Here is an 18,002-nt window from a genome sequence, read left to right on the forward strand (position 1 = left end):
CAACCTCATGGAGCCATGCAACCTGAGGTTGCCGGCCGGCGGCCGGCACTACCAGATGAAACCATTTTTGCATCGCAGCACGACGCCCGATCTGGGATAGGCTTGGGGTCTGGATCCGTTGACCGAGGCCTGTGCGTCGCCGATGAACGAGTACCGCAGCAGCATCGAGTTTGCTTCTCCCGATCTTCCGCTTCGCGATGACGTGCGCCGGCTCGGCGCACTGGTCGGCGACCTGCTGGTCGAACAGGTATCGGCCGCGTTCCTCGATGATGTCGAGGACGTGCGCACCCGCGCCATCGCCCGCCGCGAGAACCAGGCGCCGCTGTCGGAGCTGGCCGAAGGGCTGGCCGGGCGCACGCCGCAGCAGGCCGAGACCATGGTGCGGGCGTTCAGCACCTACTTCCAGGTGGTCAACATCGCCGAGCGCGTGCATCGCATCCGCCGCCGCCGTGATTACCAGCGCGCGGGCACCACCGCGCCGCAGCCCGATGGCCTGCAGGATGCGCTGCAGCACCTGAAGGCGCAGGGCGTGACGCTGGACGAACTGGCGCAGTGGCTGCCGCGCATCGACATCGAGCCGGTGTTCACCGCGCACCCGACCGAAGCCGTGCGCCGCGCGCTGCTGGAAAAAGAGCAGCTGATGGTGGCCAGCCTGGTCGACAACCTCGACGGCCAGCGCACGCCGGGGGAAGCCGCCGCCGATGCCGCGCGCTTCCGCATGGCGCTGACCGCTTCCTGGCAGACCACCGACTCCTCGCCAGTGCGGCCCACGGTCGATGACGAGCGCGAGCACGTCGGCTTCTACCTGGTGCAAGTGCTGTATCGCGTGATTCCGGTGCTGTACGAATCACTGCAGCAGGCGCTGCGCGATACCTACGGCGAAGAACTGCCGCTGCCGCGCCTGCTGCGCTTCGGTACCTGGGTGGGCGGCGACATGGACGGCAACCCGAACGTGGACGCGCACACCATCCGCAATACGCTGGATGCGCAGCGGCAGGCAGTGCTCGGGCGCTACCAGAAGGAACTGCTGCAGCTGGCCAGCCTGCTCAGCCAGTCCACCGAGCGGGTGGGCGTGAGCGAGGCGCTGCAGGCGCGCGTGGCGCACTACCAGCAGCTGCTGCCGCAGGTGCAGTCGCGGCCGCGCCATGCGGACATGCCGTACCGCCTGCTCAACGACCGCATGCGCGCACGCCTGCAGGCCACGCTGGAGGATGGCGAAGGCGCCTATGCCGGCCCCGACGAACTGATCGACGACGTACAGCTGATCCTGGACAGCCTACGCGCGAACCGCGGTGAACATGCCGGTGGCTTCGCTGTGCAACGCCTGCTGTGGCGGGTGAAGACCTTCGGCTTCCATCTGGCACGGCTGGACGTACGCCAGGAATCGAGCGTGCATGCGCGCGCGCTGGCCGCAGTGCTGGGCGGCGACGCAGCGTGGGAGGGTCTGGATGCCTTGGGCCGCGCGCGCCTGCTGGCCCCGCATGCCAGCGGTGAGGCCCCGTTGCCGAAGGGCGACGACGAAGGCAACCGGCGCCTGGACGCGGTGTTCGCCGCACTGGCCGATGCGCGTGCGCGCCACGGTGGTGATGCGCTGGGCAGCTACATCATCTCGATGGCACACGACCGCAGCGACGTGCTGGCGGTGTTGGCGCTGGCGCGCCGTGGCGGGCTGGTGGAAGGCAATGGATCAGTCCCGCTGGACATCGCGCCGCTGTTCGAGACGGTGGACGACCTCAAGCGCGGCACGGCGACCCTGCGTGACCTGCTGGCCGATCCGGTGTACCGCGCTCACCTGCGTGCGCGCGAGGACGTGCAGATGGTGATGCTCGGCTATTCGGACAGCAGCAAGGACGGTGGCATCGCCGCCTCGCGCTGGGGCCTGCAACGTGCGCAGGTGGAACTGCTGGAGGTGGCAGCCGAGGCGGGCATCCGCCTGACCTTCTTCCATGGCCGTGGCGGCTCGATCAGCCGCGGTGGCGGCAAGACCACGCATGCGGTCGATGCGTCGCCGCGCGGCAGCATCGATGGCCGCCTGCGGGTGACCGAGCAGGGCGAGGTGATCCACCGCAAGTACGGCATCCGTGCGCTGGCGCTGCGGTCGCTGGAACAGGCCACCGGTGCGGTGCTGCGCGCCAGCCTGCGCCCGCGTGCCGCCGAACCCCGCGAGGACGACTGGCGGCCGGTGATGGACGCGGTCGCCTCTGCCAGCAGCGAGGTGTATCGCGCCTTCGTTGGACAGGCCGGTTTCATGGATTACTTCCGTACCGCCACGCCGATCGACGTGATCGAGCGGATGACGCTGGGCTCGCGGCCGTCGCGTCGGCTCGGCCAGGATGCCGCGCTGGGCAACCTGCGTGCGATTCCGTGGGTGTTCGCCTGGAGCCAGGCGCGTGCCGTCATTCCCGGCTGGTACGGCGTGGGCAGCGGCCTGCAGGCGGCGGTCGATGCCGGCCACGAACAGACCCTGCGCGACATGGCGCGAGACTGGCCGTTTTTCCGCACCTTCCTGGACGACATCGCGATGGTGCTGTCCAAAGGCGATATCACCATCGCCGAGCAGTTCTCGCGGTTGTCGGGCGACCTGCACGGCCGGTTCTTCCCGCAGGTGCAGCGCGAACTGGAACTCACCCGGCACTGGCTGCTGGCGTTGATGGGCCAGCAGACGCTGCTGGACCACGATGCGCGTCTGGCGTTGTCGATCCGCCTGCGCAATCCCTACGTCGACCCGATCAGCGTGCTGCAGGTCGACCTGCTGCAGCGCTGGCGGGCCAGCGGGCGCGAGGATGACGATCTGTTGCGCGCGCTGGTGGCGTGCGTGAATGGCGTTTCGCAGGGTGTGCAGAACACCGGTTGAGGTGTCGCGGTAGTGCCGGCCGCTGGCCGGCAACCTCATGATGTTTGCCGGCACGCACGAGGTTGCCGGCCAGCGGCCGGCACTACCTCATTCTTCCGGCGACGGCGGGTTCGACGCCAGCAGTTCCAGGTGGCGCTGCTCCATTTCCTGGCGCAGCTGGCGGCGGATCTGCGCTGCGGCCTGGCGGCGTTTTTCGTCGGACGTTGCCGGCTGCAAGGACGGGACGGGCGTCGGCCGGCCTTCCTCATCCACCGCCACCATGGTGAAGAAGCAGCTGTTGGCGTGGCGCACGCTGCGCTTGAGGATGTCCTCGGCCACCACCTTGATGCCGATCTCCATCGACGAGGTGCCGGTGTGGTTGACCGAGGCCAGGAAGGTGACCAGCTCGCCCACCGCGATGGGCTGGCGGAACATCACCTGGTCCACCGACAGGGTGACCACGTAGCTGCCGGCGTAACGGCTGGCGCAGGCGTAGGCGACCTGGTCGAGCAGGCGCAGGATGGCGCCGCCGTGGACCTTGCCGGAGAAATTGGCCATCTCCGGCGACATCAGCACGGTCATGGACAGCTGGTGGGTTTTCAGTTCGGTCGACATGGGGCGATTGTATCGGCAACCGGGTAGGGCCGGCCGCTGGCCGGCAACCGCGCGATTGTTTCCGGAGGCCATGAAAAAGCCGGCCAGCGGCCGGCTCCACCAGAAAAGAGAAGGGCCGCTTGCGCGGCCCTTCGTCTGTCTTACTTCAGCTTCGCATCGGCGCGCAGGGCGGCGGCGCGGTCGGTCTTCTCCCAGGAGAAGGCCGTGGCGTTGACGGTCTCGCCTTCGCCGTTGAGGTAGCTGAACTCCTTCGGCTTGCGGCCGAAGTGGCCATAGGCCGCGGTCTGCTGGTACATCGGGTGGATCAGGTCCAGCATCTTGATGATGCCGTACGGGCGCAGGTCGAAGTGCTTGCGGATCAGCTTCTCGATCTTGTCGTCGCTGATCTTGCCGGTGCCGAAGGTGGTGACCGAGATCGAGGTCGGCTCAGCCACGCCGATGGCGTAGGAGACCTGCACTTCGCAACGGTCGGCCAGGCCGGCGGCGACCACGTTCTTGGCGACGTAGCGGGCCGCGTAGGCCGCCGAACGGTCGACCTTGGACGGGTCCTTGCCGGAGAACGCGCCACCACCGTGACGGGCCCAGCCGCCGTAGGTGTCGACGATGATCTTGCGGCCGGTCAGGCCGCAGTCGCCCACCGGGCCGCCGATCTCGAACTTGCCGGTCGGGTTGATGTGGAACTTGGTGCCCTTATGCAGCCACTTGGCCGGCAGCACCGGCTTGATGATCTCTTCGCGGACGGCCTCGATGAGGTCCTTCTGCTTGATGCCCGGGGCGTGCTGGGTCGACAGGACCACGGCGTCGATGGCCGAGACCACGCCGTTCTCATAGCGCAGGGTGACCTGGCTCTTGGCGTCCGGGCGCAGCCAGGACAGCGGCGAGTTCTTCTTCTTGCGGATCTTGGCCTGCTGCTCGACCAGGCGGTGCGACAGGTGGATCGCGGCCGGCATGTAGCTGTCGGTCTCGTTGGTGGCATAGCCGAACATCAGGCCCTGGTCGCCCGCGCCCATTTCTTCCGGCTTCTTGCGGTCCACGCCCTGGGCGATGTGCGGCGACTGCTTGCCGATCAGGTTCAGCACGCCGCAGGTGGCGCCGTCGAAGCCGACGTCGGAGCTGTCATAGCCGATGTCCGTGATGACCTTGCGGGTCAGCGCTTCCAGGTCGATCCAGGCGCTGGTGGTGATTTCACCGGCCACGATGGCAACGCCGGTCTTGACCATGGTCTCGCAGGCCACGCGGGCGCGCTGGTCCTGGGTCAGGATCGCGTCCAGCACCGCATCGGAAATCTGGTCGGCAACCTTGTCCGGATGGCCTTCGGAGACCGACTCGGAGGTGAAGAGATAGCTGGACATCAGGCGTAATATCCCTTGATTCGGATGGAAAGATGGGCGCGCATGATACACGGGGTGCGCCGCCTGTGCATTGTGAACCTGTACCGGTTGCCGGTGGTTAAGCCCGTGTCGGCCTGCAGGGCCTGTCCCAGCGGGATTGGGCCCCGGGCGCGGGGCCCAGTGTTCCACCAGCGTGACAGCGGGGCGGGGGCTGCCGGGGCCGGCCGCGCAGGTCGCGGGTCCGTCGGCAGGGTGGGGCGGGCGTCATCGTTCTGCCCCGAAACCGCCATCTGGCTGCCGCCTGGCGGGCGCAGGCTGTCGGCCAATCCGGCCGCCGGGCATCCGTGGATCCGCCATGCAGGAACTCGAACAGCGCCTCCAGCAACGTTTCCCCGACTGGTTCCACGGCCGTCGCGGCCAACTGGCGCGGCCGTTGCTGCGAAGCGTCGGCCGCTGGTCGCGGCTGGACCAGATCGAAGCCTTCCTGCAGCGCAGTGCGGGATTGCGCGGCTTCGGCTTCGTCGCCGCCGGCCTGGAATTCATCGGTGGCCAGTACCAGGTGGATCCGGCCGCGCTGGCCAGGATTCCGGCCACCGGCCGCCTGTTGATCGTCGCCAATCACCCTTCCGGAGCCCTGGATGCGCTGGCGCTGCTGGACGCGGTCGGCCGTATACGCCGCGACGTGCGGATCGTGGCCAATGACCTGCTGGGGGCGATCGCACCGCTGCAGGATCTGCTGCTGCCGGTGCGCATCCTCGGCGGCAAGGCGCAGCGCGGCAGCCTGCATGCGGTGGAGCAGGCGTTGGCTGCCGAGCAGTGCGTGATCGTGTTCCCGGCCGGCGAGGTCTCGCGCCTGTCGCTGCGCGGCATCCGCGATGGCCGCTGGCAGCGCGGGTTCGTCCGCTTTGCCCGCGCCGCCGGGGCACCGGTGCTGCCGGTACGGGTGGAGGCGCGCAACTCGGCGCTGTTCTACGGCGCCTCGACCCTGTTCAAGCCGGCCGGTACCGCGCTGCTGGCACGTGAGATGTTCACCCGTCGTGGCCGCCCGCTGCGGCTGAGCATCGGCGAGCCGATGCAGCTGGGCAAGGGCGGTGACCCGGGCGCGCAGCTGCTGGCCGTGCGCCGTGCGCTGTACGCGCTGGGCCGCAACGGCGCGGCCGACCCTGCCGCTGCGTTCACCGGCCCCGAGCCGTTGGCGGCGCCGGTGCCGCCTTCGCGGGTCGCCGCCGGCATTGCCGCAGCGACCCAGCTGGGCCAGACCGCCGATGGCAAGCAGATCCTGCTGGCCACCTGCACCGCCGATTCCCCGCTGCTGCTGGAGCTGGGCCGCCTGCGCGAGCTGACCTTCCGCCAGGTCGGCGAGGGCACCGGGCGCAGCCGCGACCTGGACGACTACGACCCACGGTACGAGCACATCGTGATCTGGGACGCGGCCGCGCAGCGCATCGCCGGTGCCTACCGGATCATGCGCGGCGCGCAGGCCCTGGCCCGGCACGGCCTGTCCGGGCTCTACAGCGCGTCCCTGTTCCGCTATTCCGACGATGCGATCACCCACATCGCCGAGGGCCTGGAACTGGGCCGCAGCTTCGTGGTGCCCGACTACTGGGGCAGCCGCAGCCTGGATTACCTGTGGCAGGGCATCGGCGCCTACCTGCAGTGCCGGCCCGGCATCCGCTACCTGTTCGGCGCCGTGTCGATCAGCGCGGCGCTGCCGCGCGAGGCACGCGAGCAGCTGGTGGCGTACTACCAGCGCTACTACAGCGGTAGCGCCGGGCTGGCCGAATCGAACCGCCCCTTCCAGTACTTCGCCGCGCCGCCCAGTTTCGGCGAGCTGGATGCAGGCGCAGCCTTCGATGTGCTCAAGGCCAACCTGGCCGCGCTCGGCACCGGCGTGCCGACGCTGTACCGGCAGTACACCGATCTGTGCGAACCCGGCGGCGCACGTTTCCTTGCGTTCGGCGTCGACCCGGACTTCAGCGATTCGATCGACGGCCTGATCGAAGTGGACCTGTGCGCGATCCGGCCAAACAAGCGCAAACGCTATCTGCGCGACGCGGGGACGCCGGCATGAGCACGCTGGCGAACCTGTCGCCGCACCGGCGCGCAGTGTTCGTCTCCGACGTGCACCTGGGTTCACGTCATTGCCATGCCACCGAGCTGGCACGGTTCCTGTCGCAGCTGCGCTGCGAACGGCTGTACCTGGTCGGCGACATCATCGACCTGTGGTGGATGGCGCATCGCCGCGCCCATTGGCGGCAGTCGCACAGCGACGTCATCCAGGCCCTGCACGCGCTGCGCCGTGCCGGTACCGAGATCATCTACATTCCCGGAAACCACGACGCATCGCTGCGCCACGTGTGCGGGGTGATGCTGCCGGCCATGCAGGTACGCCGCCGCGCCATCCACGTGACCGCCGATGGCCGCCGGTTGCTGGTCGCGCACGGCGACGAGTACGACGGCGTGACCCACTTCGGCGGCCTGCAGGACAAGTTCGGCGACTGGCTGTACTACCGCATCCTGACCGGCAACCATGCCTTGAATGCAGTGCGGCGGCGGCTGGGCATGCGCTACTGGTCGCTGTCGGAGTTCCTGAAGAAGCGCAGCGGCGCCGCCGAACGCTACATCGAGCGCTTCGTGCAGGCCGGGCTGGACGACGTGCGCCGGCGTGGCCTGGACGGTATCGTCTGTGGCCACATCCATCGTGCCGCACTGCTCGAACGCGATGGCCTGGTCTATGCCAACGATGGTGACTGGGTGGAGAACCTGACCGCACTGGCCGAAGACCATGATGGCGCGCTGCGCCTGCTGGACCACAACGGCCAGACCCTGGCGGAACTGCCAGGCGCGCGCTTGTCGCAGGCAGCATGACCCGTTTCCGTAGCGTCGACTGTCGCGCGTAGCGCGCGGTTTCCGCAACCTGACGGAAGAGCAGTCGACTGGCAGTCGACTCTACAGAGGCGGTGTCCGGGAGTGAGACGGCGCGCCCGCAAGCGGCTAGCATCAGGCCATGGATTCATTGACCCAGATCGTGCTCGGCGGCGCCGTCGCTGCTGCCATCGCCCCGCCCGGCCACCGCCGCGCGGCCCTGCTGGCCGGTGCCGCGCTTGGCACCCTGCCGGACCTCGACGCCCTGTGGCTCGGCTTCACCGCCGCCGACCCGGTGGCGAACATGATCGAGCACCGCAGCTTCAGCCATTCACTGCTGGTGCTGCCCTGGGTGGCCGCATTGATCTGGTGGTTGTTCAAGCGCTTCGGCAACGGTCGGGTCGCACAGTCACCCGTGCGCTGGTTCTGGGCGATCCAGCTGGCGCTGGTCACCCATCCCGTGCTCGATGCGTTCACCGTGTATGGCACGCAGCTGTGGTGGCCGTTGCGGCCACACCCGACCATGGGTTCCAGTGTCTTCATCATCGACCCGGGTTATACGGTGTGGCTGCTGCTGGGCTGCGTGCTGGCTTGGTTTGGCCGCGCCCGGCCGTGGGTGGGCAAGGTGCTGGGCGTGGCGCTGCTGATCAGCAGTGGCTACCTGGGCTGGGGCCTGATCGCCAAGGCGCAGGTCGACCGTGCCGCGCAGCAGAGCCTGGCCGCGATGGGCCTGGGCGATGCGCCGCGCTTCTCGGTGCCGATGCCGTTCAACACCCTGCTGTGGCGGGTGGTGGCGATGACGCCCAACGGCTACGTGGTGGGTGATCGCTCGCTGGTGGCCGACCACGGGCCGATGCGGTTCGAAGGCCATGCGTCCAACGTGCAGGCCTTGCGCGACGCGGGAGACATCCCGGCGGTGCAGCAGCTGCAGTGGTTCAACCGTGGCTTCATGCGTGCACGGGTGGTGGACGGCCGGCTGGTGCTGAGTGACCTGCGCATGGGCCTGGAGCCGGACTACACCTTCAACTTCGTCGTGGCCGAGCAGGCCGACGGGCAGTGGCGGGCGATCGTTCCCGAGCAGGTGCGGATGGATTACCGCAGCCCGGCCGCGCGCGCCGACGCCGGTCGCCGGCTGGCCGTGATGTGGCAGCGGATCTGGCATGCGCCCGTAGCCGGTGCCGCCGAGTAGATCCACGCCATGCGTGGATGAAGGGACATCGGCGGTGGCAGCCACGCATGGCGTGGCTCTACTGTGTCGATCAGCACCCGCAGCCGGCGCCGTTGAGTAGATCCACGCCATGCGTGGATGAAGGGACATCGGCGGTGGCAGCCACGCATGGCGTGGCCCTACTGCGTCGATCAGCACCCGCAGCCGGCGCCGTTGAGTAGATCCACGCCATGCGTGGATGCGGGAGCATTAGTGCCGCGTCGGCTCAATACACCGTGGCGCGGCCCTGCACGAACGAATAGAAGAACACCGCATTGGGGTCGTTCTGCACCAGGCGGAACTCGCGGCGCATGCCTTCCACGGTTTCCTCGTCCACCGAGCCGGCCTGCAGCAGCTGGTCGGCCGCCGACAGCAGCAGTTGTTCCCAGAACGCGATCATCGTCTTGCGACGGGCCGGTTCGCGGTTGTCCAGGTGGATGGTCTTGATCTCGGTGTGCACGTCGCGGAAGCCACCGGCCAGCAGCAGGTTGCCCAGCTTGGCGCCGACGAACGGGTCGCCGCCGTGGTCGTACTGGAAGTCGTTGAAGGCCATCCAGTAGCGCCAGATGTGCGGCGAGTACGGGTCGAGCAGGAACGAGGCATTCATCACCTCGGTGATGTAGACCGGCGAACCCGGTGCCAGCACGCGGCGCACTTCGCTCAGCACCCGCGCTGGTGAAGGCACGTGTTCCAGCACCCAGCACAGGAACGCCGCGTCGAAGCTGCGTGCCTCGAACGGCAGCTCGCCGGCGTCGGCCTGCTGCAGGGTGTAGCGGTCGCTGCACCACGGCGTGCGCGCCAGGTTCTCGCGCGCGGTGGCCAGCTGCGTTTCGCTCAGGTCCACGCCGGTCACGTGCAGCTCGGGGAAGCGGCGCAGCAGGATCTCGGTCTGCGCACCGACGCCACTGCCGACTTCCAGCAGGCGCCGCGCGCCGCCGTAGTCGATCTGGCCGAAGATGCTCGATTCCAGCAGCCGGGCCTGGGTCATCAGGCGCTGCTGTTCGGTGCCGGAAAAGCCGTGCAGGTAAGTCGGGGAGGAAATCGGCGGGGTCATGGGGCGGGCTCTTGTAGCGTCGAGCATGCTCGACGGCTCTGGAAATTCAGTCGGGCAAGCTCGACTCGACGGCGTGGCAGTACGCTCAGGCAGCAGATGACAACGCCGGTTCCCCGGCGATCAGGCGGTCGAAGTATTCGGTGGTCAGCGCGATCTGGCTCTGCGGGTCTTCGGCGCGGTTGACCACTGCGCGGAAGGCGGCATTCTCCGGCCGGTCCTTGGCATACCAGCCCAGGTGCTTGCGTGCGATGCGCACGCCCTGCGGCTCGCCGTAGAACGCGTGCAGGGCATGCAGGTGGCCGAGCAGGATGTCGCGTACTTCCGCCAACGACGGCGGTGGCAGTTCCTCGCCGGTGGCCAGGTAGTGCGCAACTTCGCGGAAGATCCATGGCCGGCCCTGCGCGGAGCGGCCGATCATCACGGCATCCACCCCGGTCTGCTGCAGCACGTAGGCCGCCTTCTGCGGCGAATCGATATCGCCGTTGGCGATCACCGGAATGCGCAGCGCGGCCTTGATCTCGCCGATGGTGGCGTACTCGGCCTGGCCGGTGTAATGCTGGTCGCGGGTGCGGCCATGCACGGCCAGCGCGGCGATGCCGCTGGCCTCGGCGATGCGCGCGATCAGCGGGCCATTGCGATGGTCGCAGTCCCAACCGGTGCGGATCTTCAGCGTGACCGGCACGTCCACTGCGTTGACCACGGCTTCGAGGATGCGCGCCACCAGCTGCTCGTCGCGCATCAGCGCCGAGCCCGCCCACGCATTGCACACCTTCTTGGCCGGGCAGCCCATGTTGATGTCGATGATCTGCGCGCCATGGTCCACGTTGTAGCGGGCCGCGTCGGCCAGCTGCTGCGGCTCGGTACCGGCGATCTGCACGCTGATCGGCGCCGGCTCGCCGTCATGGTCCATGCGGTGGATCGACTTGCGCGTGGTCCAGAAGCGCGGGTCGCTGATGGTCATTTCCGAGGCGGCCAGCCCCGCGCCCAGCCGTTTGCACAGCAGGCGGAAGGGCTTGTCGGTGACGCCGGCCATGGGCGCCAGCACGACGTTGGGGGCGATGGTGTACGGGCCGATCTGCATGCGCCCATTGTAGGGCGCAAGCGGCGGCCCGACCGTGCCGGGCGCGGTCCGGTTCAGGCCGATCGGCACCGACCTCATGCCGTACCGGCATCAGCAGATGCTTGACGGTTGCTTCCGTCGCCCCAAGGGCCGCGCGATGGTGGGCGGCTAACCCAGGCGCTGCCAGGCCTGGTGGGTGCCCAGGGCGAAGGCCAGGCCCAGGCGCAGGCAGGCCAGCGAGCTGACCACCCAGAAGCGCACGCCGTTGTAGCCGGGGCGGAACAGTGCCAGGCCGAAGCCCATCGTGGCGCGCAGCAGCAGCAAGGCACCGATGGCGGGCAGAACCCAGCGGCTGGCCGGCAGCGGCGAATGCCAGCCCGCGGCGGCCAGTGCGTACAGCGTCCAGGCCACCAGCACGGCCGTAATGCCGGCGGTCATCAGCGGCGGCCACCAGTGCCCGGCGTGCGCCAGCCGGACCACGCGCGGGCCGGCACCGAAGTACCTGTACCACGCGGCGCCGAAGGCGATGCAGCCGATGTGCAGCAGGGCCGCGATGGCACTGCCGGCGGCCGCGACCAGCAACCAGGGGAATCCGTCCACGTCCTGCCCGTGCAAGGAAGCTGCGCCGATGGTGGGCGCAGGCCAGGGGGCCGGCAATGCGACCGGCGGTCGCAGGAGCGGGGGGATGGGCAAAAGAAAGGCCCGGGTGCCTGCGCCCCCGGGCCGTCTCATCCACGCGTGGGGTGGATCTACTTGGCTTCGGAATCGGCCGGGGTGAAGCGCGGCATCGCTGCAGCGGCGCCTTCCTTCTCGGTCGAACGACCGGCGAACTGGTTGGCGAAGCGTACGTGGCGGGCGAACGGTGCATCGGCCACCTGTGCCAGCGACGCAGCCAGCGCACCGTTGAAGGCATCACCGGCACCGGTGGTGTCGATGGCCTGCACCTGTTCGGCACCGACGCGGTAGTACGGCTGGGTGTCGCCGCGCAGGTTCTCGTCGGCGTGCGAGACGAACACGCCCACCGAACCCAGCGTCACCACCACGGTACCGTTGCCGACCAGCTTGCGGCACAGCGCGTGCAGGCTGGCGCCATCCAGCGCGGCGACGTCGTTGGCGTCCACGCGCTCACCGACATGGCGGCCGAGCAGGGCGGCGAACTCGGTCTCGTTCGGGGTGATCACATCGGCCAGCTTGAGCAGGCCGATGGTCGAGGGCGCGTCGGCCGGCGCGGTGTTGAGCACGGTGGTGACACCGGCCTCGCGGGCCGTGGCCAGCGCCGCTTCGATGGTCTGCACCGGCGATTCCAGCTGCACCAGCACCACCTTGGCACCGGTCAGCAGGGCCTGCTGCTGTTGCAGGAAATCGGTGCCCAGCGCGGCGTTGGCGCCCGGTCCGATCACGATCGTGTTGCGGCCACGCGCATCCACGTAGATGCCAGCGGTGCCGGTCGGCTCGCTGCTGGCCTCGGCGATCAGCGCGAAGCCATCCTGCGCAGCCAGTTCACGCGCAGTGGCGCCACCGGCGTCATCGCCCAAGGCGCACACGAAGTGCGTCTGGGCACCGGCGCGGCAGGCCGCCACGGCCTGGTTGAAGCCCTTGCCCCCGGGGCCGGTGCTGTAGCGGCCGGCAATGGTCGCACCCGGTGCCGGCAGCGACTCGCACCGCCACACGTGATCGACATTGAAGGAACCGACGACAACGACACTGCTGCTCATAGGAAATCTTTTCTCAACCAGGGGTTCAACTGAAGTGCGTGAGCACGCCGGCGATGGTCGCCGTCATGAAGGTGGCAATGGTACCGCCCAGCACCGCGCGCAGGCCGAACTTGGCCAGGTCGTGACGACGTTCCGGGGCCAGGCCGCCGATGCCGCCGATCTGGATCGCGATCGAGCTGAAGTTGGCAAAGCCGCACAGTGCATAAGTGGCAATCAGGCGACCTTCGGCGGACAGGCTCACGCCGGGGATCTGGCCGTTCACGATCTGCGACAGCTCGGTGTAGGCGACGAACTCGTTGATCACGACCTTCTGGCCGATCAGCGAGCCGACGGTGGTGGCGTCGGCCCACGGCGTGCCGATCACCCACGCGATCGGGGCCAGCACGTAGCCGAAGATGGTCGACAGGTTGGTCGGCTTGCCGATGGCAGCGGCCAGGCCGGTCACCTCGCCGAACCAGGTCAGCGGGGCGTTCAGCAGCGCGATCAGGGCGATGAAGGCCAGCAGCATCGCGCCGATGTTCAGCGCCAGCTTCAGGCCGTCGCCGGCACCGGCAGCGGCCGCATCGATGATGTTGCTGGAGGTCTTTTCGACTTCCATCTTCACCGTGCCGCGGGTCAGCGGGGTGCCGGTTTCCGGGATCAGCAGCTTGGCCACGACCAGGGTGGCCGGTGCGGCCATGATGCTCGCTGCCAGCAGGTGCTTGGCGTAGAAGGCCTGCTGCGCCGGGTCGCCACCGCCGAGCATGCCCACGTAGGCCGCCAGCACGCCGCCGGCGATGTGCGCCATGCCGCCGATCATCATGGTCAGCAGCTCGGACTGGGTCATCCTGGCGATGTACGGGCGCACGGTCAGCGGCGCCTCGGTCTGGCCGATGAAGACGCTGGCGCAGACGCTGGTGGTTTCCGCGCCGGACACGCGCATCACCTTGGTGATCGACCAGGCCATCACGCGCACGATCGCCTGCATGACGTTGAGGTGGTACATCACCCCCATCAGCGCCGAGAAGAAGATGATGGTCGGCAGCACCTGGAAGGCGAAGATGAAGCCGTAGTTCTTGGTGTCCATCAACGAGCCGAAGATGAAGCCCGAGCCCTCGTTGACGAAGCTGAGGATCTTGACGAAGCCCTTGCCCAGCGCATCGAACACGTCGCGCCCGCCCGGTACCAGGATCACCAGCGCCGCAAAGGCGATCTGCAGGGTGATACCGGTGGCAACCAGCTTCCAGTCAACTGCACGCTTGTTGTTGGAAAACAACCAGGTGATGCCGATCAGCACCGCCAACCCGAACAGGCCGAAGCCGATCCTGCCCAAACCTTCGACCATGTGAGTGACTCCCCTGGGGCGTCGCGAAAAACGGGAAGCCTAGTGCAGGGCAGGGGCCGGGGCAAGAAAAAGCAGCGTGCGCGCACCCAACGGTACCGATCGGGCCAGCAACGGCAAGGGCTTGCGGCCGGCGACGGCAGGTAGAATGGGGTTCGATCCCGGCCCGGATGCGGGCCCGCAGCAGGAGATTCGCATGCAATACCGTCGCCTGGGCTCTACCGGCCTGCCGATTTCCGCCCTGTCCTTCGGCGCCTGGGTGACCTTCGGTGACCAGATCCCGCGCGACGAGGCCCGCAACCTGGTGGCGGCCGCCTGGGACCACGGCGTCAACTTCTTCGACAACGCCGAGGGCTATGCCAACGGCCGCGCCGAACAGGTGATGGGCGATGTGATCGCCGACCTGCGCCTGCCGCGCGACGGCATCTGCGTCTCCAGCAAGGTGTTCTTCGGCAGCGCCAAGGACCCACGGCCGACCCAGCGCGGCCTGTCGCGCAAGCATGTGACCGATGCCTGCCACGCCGCGCTCAAGCGCCTGCGGGTGGAGTACCTGGACCTCTACTACTGCCACCGGCCGGATCCGGACGCGCCGATCGCCGAGACCGTGCACGCCATGGACACCCTGGTGCGGCAGGGCAAGATCCTCTACTGGGGCACCTCGGAGTGGTCGGCGGCGCAGATCCAGCAGGCGCTGGACATCGCCGAAGCGCACAACCTGCAGGGCCCGTCGATGGAACAGCCGCAGTACAACCTGCTGCACCGCGAGCGGGTCGAGGTCGAGTACGCGCCGCTGTATGCCGGTGCCGGGCTGGGCACCACCATCTTCTCGCCGCTGGCCTCGGGCCTGCTGACCGGCAAGTACGACCAGGGCATCCCGGCCGATGCGCGGCTGGGCCGCGAGGGCATGGAATGGCTGCAGGCGCTGGTGCTGGGTGACGACACCGAGGCCCGCCTGGCCCAGGTGCGCCGCTTCAGTGCGGTCGCGCGCGCACTGGGGCAGGCGCCGGCCACGCTGGCCATCGCCTGGTGCCTGCGCAACCCGAACGTCTCCAGCGTGATCCTCGGCGCCAGCCGGGTCAGCCAGCTGCTGCAGAACCTGCAGGCACTGGACGTGCTGGAGCAGGTCGACGCGGCCGGCTGGGCCGACGTCGAAGCCGCCTTCGCCTGAAACCCGGCCGACCGGGCGTGGGCTCGGTCGGGCCGGCTCGGCCGAGGGAACGGGAACGGGAACGGTAGAGTCGACTGTCAGTCGACTGCTTCGAATGACCGACTGCTTCGAGCTACAGCAGTCGACTGACAGTCGACTCTACACGGCTGCTTCGTCCTTTGATTGACATGATCTATCGAATTTCAGAATTCGATCATTAATCTCATCAATCAAATTGAGAATGGTTGTTGATTGTCAACTGAGAATCATTATCATTTAACTCGTCCCTCGCACGAGTCCAGATGCTCATGAATGCTCAACCTGTACTGCTGCGCCCCGAAACGCTGACCCTCCGCGATCGCCCGGTCCGTGTCGTTCCGCCGGAAGAGGTCATCGACAGCGAGGCCCTGCTCAAGGGCCGTCGTGAAATCCTGATCCAGCACGGCGACCGCTTCTATCGCCTGCGGCACACCAGCAACGACAAGCTGATCCTGACCAAGTAATCGCGGCCTGGTCGCCCGCCCGCCCTCCCTCCTGTCGGCCGCGCCGGCAGGGTGGGCGACCCGTCCGCTCCCGCTCTCTCCCCCCCGGTCTACCGCGTGCACCTTCCGGGTGTGCCGGTAACCGGGGGTTCCCCTGCCTGACCGAACGAACCCGATGACCCGCCCTACCGCCCTTTGCGTTGCCGTCTGGATGGCCCTGCCGCTGTCCGCCCATGCTGCTGACGCGGCCACCGCCGCACCCGATGCGCGCGAATTCGACCGCGTGCAGGTCACCGCCACCCGCACCGAGCGGGCGGTCAGTGACGTGGCGGCCACCGTCGATGTCATCGACCGCGAGCAGATGGACCGGCACCTGGTGCAGGACATCAAGGACCTGCTGCGCTACGAGCCGGGCCTGTCGGTCAGCCGCAGTGCCGCGCGCTTCGGCCTTGGCAGCATCCGCATCCGCGGCCTGGACGGCAACCGCGTGCGCGTGCAGACCGACGGCATCGCCATGCCCACCAGCTTCGCGATCGGTTCGTTCTCCAACGCCAACCGCAACTTCACCGATCTGGACACGCTCAAGCGCGTGGAGATCGTGCGCGGTCCGGCCAGCTCGCTGTATGGCTCCGATGCGCTCGGGGGCGTGGTCGCCTTCGTCACCAAGGATCCGGCCGATTACCTGAAGGATGGCAAGGACAGCTACGTCGGCCTGAAGTTCGGCTACGACGGCGAGTGGAAGGGCCTGCTCGGCGGCGTGACCGGCGCGTTTGGTGGCGAGCACTGGAGCGGCATGGTCAACCTCAACCATCGCCAGGGCCAGGAAACCGGCAACAAGGGCGATGTGCGCAGCCTCGACAACACCCGCACTGCGCCCAACCCGCAGGACCGCGACGGTCGCAGTGGCCTGGCCAAGCTGGTCTATGCGCCGAGCGAGGACCAGCGTTTCCGCCTGACCGTGGAAGGCAACGAAGACACCACCGATACCCACGTGCTGTCCTCGATCGACCGCACCACCACCACCGGCATGAAGGCACGCGACACCCAGAACCGCACCCGCGTGTCGTTCGCCCATGAAATGGATGCGCTGGACAAGGGCTTCGCCGACAGCCTGCACTGGCAGGCGTATACCCAGCACAGCGAGACCACCCAGGTCACCGACGAAGACCGTGCCAACCGCAGCCGTCGCCACCGCGAGTTCAGCTTCGACCAGCGCGTGTACGGCCTGCAGGCACAGTTCAACAAGGCGTTCAGCACCGGCAGTGTCGAACACGCGCTGACCTACGGCTTCGAGGGCGCGCGCACCGAGATCCGCCAGAAGCGCGACGGCTACCAGGTGCTGGCCAATGGCCAGACCAGCACCACCATCCTGCCCGACGCCTTCCCGGTACGCGATTTCCCGATCAGCAAGACCACCGAGCTGGGCCTGTACGCGCAGGATGAAATGCGCATGGCCGGCGGCAAGCTGTCGCTGGTGCCGGGCGTGCGCGTGGACCGCTACGAACTGAAGCCGGAAGTGGACAGCATCTTCGCCGAGGACAATCCCGGCGTTGCGGTGGCCAGGCTGACCAAGACCAGCGTCTCGCCGAAGCTGGGCATGGTCTACCGCTTCACCGACGAATGGTCGCTGTTCGCCGGCTATTCGCGTGGCTTCCGCTCGCCGCCGTACAACGACGTCAACCTCGGTTTCACCAACTTCGCCTTCGGCTACACCGCCATTCCCAATCCGGACCTGAAGCCGGAAACCAGCGACGGCCTGGAGCTGGGCCTGCGCTTCCTGTCGCCGGCGGCCTACGTCAGCGTCAGCGGCTACTACAACGAGTACAAGGACTTCATCGAGTCGCAGTCGCTGGTCGGCACCAACGCGCAGGGCCTGATGGTGTTCCAGTCGCGCAACATCGCCGATGCGCGCATCTACGGTGCTGAACTGAAGGCCGGCGTCGACTTCGGCCAGATCAGCCCGGGCCTGCAGGGCTGGGCACTGCGCAGTGCGGTGGCCTGGTCGCGCGGCGACAACAAGACCGAAGACACGCCGCTGGATTCGGTCGACCCGCTGCGCGGCACCGTCGGCCTGATGTACGACACCGATACCTGGGGCGTCGAACTGGCCGGTACCTTCGTCAAGCGCAAGGACCGCGTCGCCGCAGCGACGGTGTACCGCCCGGCCGGCTACGGCGTGGCCGACCTGATGGCGCACTGGAACTTCGCGCCGGGCGCCACTTTCAACGTCGGTGTGTTCAACCTGGGCGACAAGCGCTACATCGACTGGTCCAACGTGGGCTCGACACTGTCGCCGACCAGCCGCGTGCTGGATCGCTACACCAGCCCGGGCCGCACCTTCTCCGCCAGCCTTGCCGTTTCCTGGTGACCCC

The 18,002-nt window shown here is 68.1% G+C and carries 14 protein-coding genes; 7 read left to right on the forward strand and 7 right to left on the reverse strand.

Annotated elements, in window-relative coordinates; all coding sequences use genetic code 11:
• Positions 1-142 precede the first annotated feature (142 nt).
• Positions 143-2,854: a phosphoenolpyruvate carboxylase gene (gene ppc / locus BLS66_RS07875; protein WP_074725589.1), complete on the forward strand. Its 2,712-nt coding sequence runs from the start codon at positions 143-145 to the stop codon at positions 2,852-2,854.
• Between the two features lie 87 nt (positions 2,855-2,941).
• Here ppc and BLS66_RS07880 read toward each other — a convergent pair whose 3' ends face one another.
• Positions 2,942-3,448 (reverse strand): acyl-CoA thioesterase, encoded by a 507-nt coding sequence (locus BLS66_RS07880; protein WP_057494305.1) that lies wholly within the window; start codon positions 3,446-3,448, stop codon positions 2,942-2,944.
• Between the two features lie 140 nt (positions 3,449-3,588).
• A complete protein-coding gene (gene metK, locus BLS66_RS07885) occupies positions 3,589-4,800 on the reverse strand; it encodes a methionine adenosyltransferase (protein WP_005408103.1) in 1,212 nt (403 codons plus the stop codon).
• Positions 4,801-5,134: 334 nt separating this feature from the next.
• On the opposite strand from metK, the gene olsF reads away from it, so the two are divergent.
• From olsF to BLS66_RS07900, 3 genes are all read left to right on the forward strand, one after another.
• Positions 5,135-6,850 (forward strand): bifunctional ornithine lipid synthase OlsF, encoded by a 1,716-nt coding sequence (gene olsF / locus BLS66_RS07890; RefSeq protein ID WP_049468188.1) that lies wholly within the window; start codon positions 5,135-5,137, stop codon positions 6,848-6,850.
• Complete coding sequence (locus tag BLS66_RS07895; protein WP_057494307.1) at positions 6,847-7,647, forward strand: UDP-2,3-diacylglucosamine diphosphatase; 801 nt, start codon at positions 6,847-6,849, stop codon at positions 7,645-7,647. The genes olsF and BLS66_RS07895 overlap by 4 nt, the downstream gene beginning before the upstream one ends.
• A gap of 139 nt (positions 7,648-7,786) precedes the next feature.
• Positions 7,787-8,833: a metal-dependent hydrolase gene (locus tag BLS66_RS07900; protein WP_074725590.1), complete on the forward strand. Its 1,047-nt coding sequence runs from the start codon at positions 7,787-7,789 to the stop codon at positions 8,831-8,833.
• Positions 8,834-9,077: 244 nt separating this feature from the next.
• Here the strand turns inward: BLS66_RS07900 and BLS66_RS07905 are convergent, their stop codons facing one another.
• From BLS66_RS07905 to BLS66_RS07925, 5 genes are all read right to left on the reverse strand, one after another.
• A complete protein-coding gene (locus BLS66_RS07905) occupies positions 9,078-9,905 on the reverse strand; it encodes a class I SAM-dependent methyltransferase (protein WP_049468181.1) in 828 nt (275 codons plus the stop codon).
• 85 nt (positions 9,906-9,990) lie between these two features.
• On the reverse strand, positions 9,991-10,986 hold the full coding sequence (gene dusB, locus BLS66_RS07910) for a tRNA dihydrouridine synthase DusB (RefSeq protein WP_057494388.1): 996 nt from the start codon (positions 10,984-10,986) through the stop codon (positions 9,991-9,993).
• Between the two features lie 147 nt (positions 10,987-11,133).
• Positions 11,134-11,565 carry a hypothetical protein gene (locus tag BLS66_RS07915; protein WP_057494309.1) on the reverse strand — a complete coding sequence of 144 codons (432 nt, stop codon included), beginning with the start codon at positions 11,563-11,565 and terminating at the stop codon, positions 11,134-11,136.
• Positions 11,566-11,714: 149 nt separating this feature from the next.
• The gene (locus BLS66_RS07920; RefSeq protein ID WP_049466532.1) at positions 11,715-12,680 is read right to left on the reverse strand and encodes a ribokinase; all 966 of its coding nucleotides are present in this window, start codon (positions 12,678-12,680) and stop codon (positions 11,715-11,717) included.
• Positions 12,681-12,705: 25 nt separating this feature from the next.
• The gene (locus BLS66_RS07925; protein WP_049466534.1) at positions 12,706-14,004 is read right to left on the reverse strand and encodes a NupC/NupG family nucleoside CNT transporter; all 1,299 of its coding nucleotides are present in this window, start codon (positions 14,002-14,004) and stop codon (positions 12,706-12,708) included.
• 193 nt (positions 14,005-14,197) lie between these two features.
• On the opposite strand from BLS66_RS07925, the gene BLS66_RS07930 reads away from it, so the two are divergent.
• From BLS66_RS07930 to BLS66_RS07940, 3 genes are all read left to right on the forward strand, one after another.
• On the forward strand, positions 14,198-15,169 hold the full coding sequence (locus tag BLS66_RS07930) for an aldo/keto reductase (protein WP_049466556.1): 972 nt from the start codon (positions 14,198-14,200) through the stop codon (positions 15,167-15,169).
• Positions 15,170-15,456: 287 nt separating this feature from the next.
• Positions 15,457-15,651 (forward strand): hemin uptake protein HemP, encoded by a 195-nt coding sequence (hemP, locus tag BLS66_RS07935; RefSeq protein WP_005412278.1) that lies wholly within the window; start codon positions 15,457-15,459, stop codon positions 15,649-15,651.
• A gap of 154 nt (positions 15,652-15,805) precedes the next feature.
• Positions 15,806-17,998: a TonB-dependent hemoglobin/transferrin/lactoferrin family receptor gene (locus BLS66_RS07940; protein WP_279626474.1), complete on the forward strand. Its 2,193-nt coding sequence runs from the start codon at positions 15,806-15,808 to the stop codon at positions 17,996-17,998.
• The last annotated feature ends 4 nt before the right edge of the window (positions 17,999-18,002 follow it).

It is taken from the genome of Stenotrophomonas pavanii, assembly GCF_900101175.1.
Taxonomy (GTDB): Bacteria; Pseudomonadota; Gammaproteobacteria; order Xanthomonadales; family Xanthomonadaceae; genus Stenotrophomonas; species Stenotrophomonas pavanii.